This window comes from Mammaliicoccus sp. N-M50 (genome assembly GCF_022386995.1).
Lineage (GTDB): Bacteria > Bacillota > Bacilli > Staphylococcales > Staphylococcaceae > Mammaliicoccus > Mammaliicoccus sciuri_A.
On the sequence record NZ_JAJNJA010000029.1, the window covers coordinates 1 to 589 of the forward strand.

The window sequence follows — 589 nt, forward strand, 5'->3', positions numbered from 1 at the left end:
CCTAGCGCAAACTTTTGAATCGTGAATTTATTCAATCTACCTGGTCCTATACCGAAGGTACTTCTAATACCAGCCGTTCCAAATGATAAGACGTCTGTAAATCCAGCTGCTATTTCTTCTTCTGTTTGAACATTATGAAACTGTTCAACTAAGCTTTCAGATATTCTTTCTTCCCATTGTGCTCTCAAAGTTCTAGCTCCTTTACTTAAATATCTAATGTTTGAATATAGCGTTTAATTTCATCACGCATTTCTTCATCTTTCAATGCGTACTCTATCGTCGTCTTCACAAATCCAATTTTTTCTCCGACATCATAGCGTTGTCCTTCAAAATCATACGCATAAACTTTGTCATCTTTATTTAAACGTTCAATCGCATCTGTTAATTGAATTTCTCCGCCACTACCTTCAGTTTGATTCTCAAGATAATCAAAGATTTCAGGAGATAACACGTATCTACCCATAATCGCTAGATTAGATGGCGCAGTTCCTTGTTCTGGTTTCTCCACAAAACGATTCACTTCGTATAAACGACCATCTTGTGAATTCGGGTCAATGATGCCGTAACGATGTGTTTCTGATTCAGGTAC

General features: G+C 37.2%; 1 protein-coding gene and 1 pseudogene. Both read right to left on the bottom strand.

Features of this window, described 5'->3' with window-relative positions:
• Positions 1-188, bottom strand: a pseudogene (locus LQ622_RS14900) (phospho-sugar mutase); the annotation flags it as partial.
• A 17-nt stretch (positions 189-205) separates the two neighbouring features.
• The coding region (locus tag LQ622_RS14905; protein WP_275590401.1) for a sugar phosphate nucleotidyltransferase at positions 206-589 on the bottom strand (384 nt) is incomplete at its 5' end.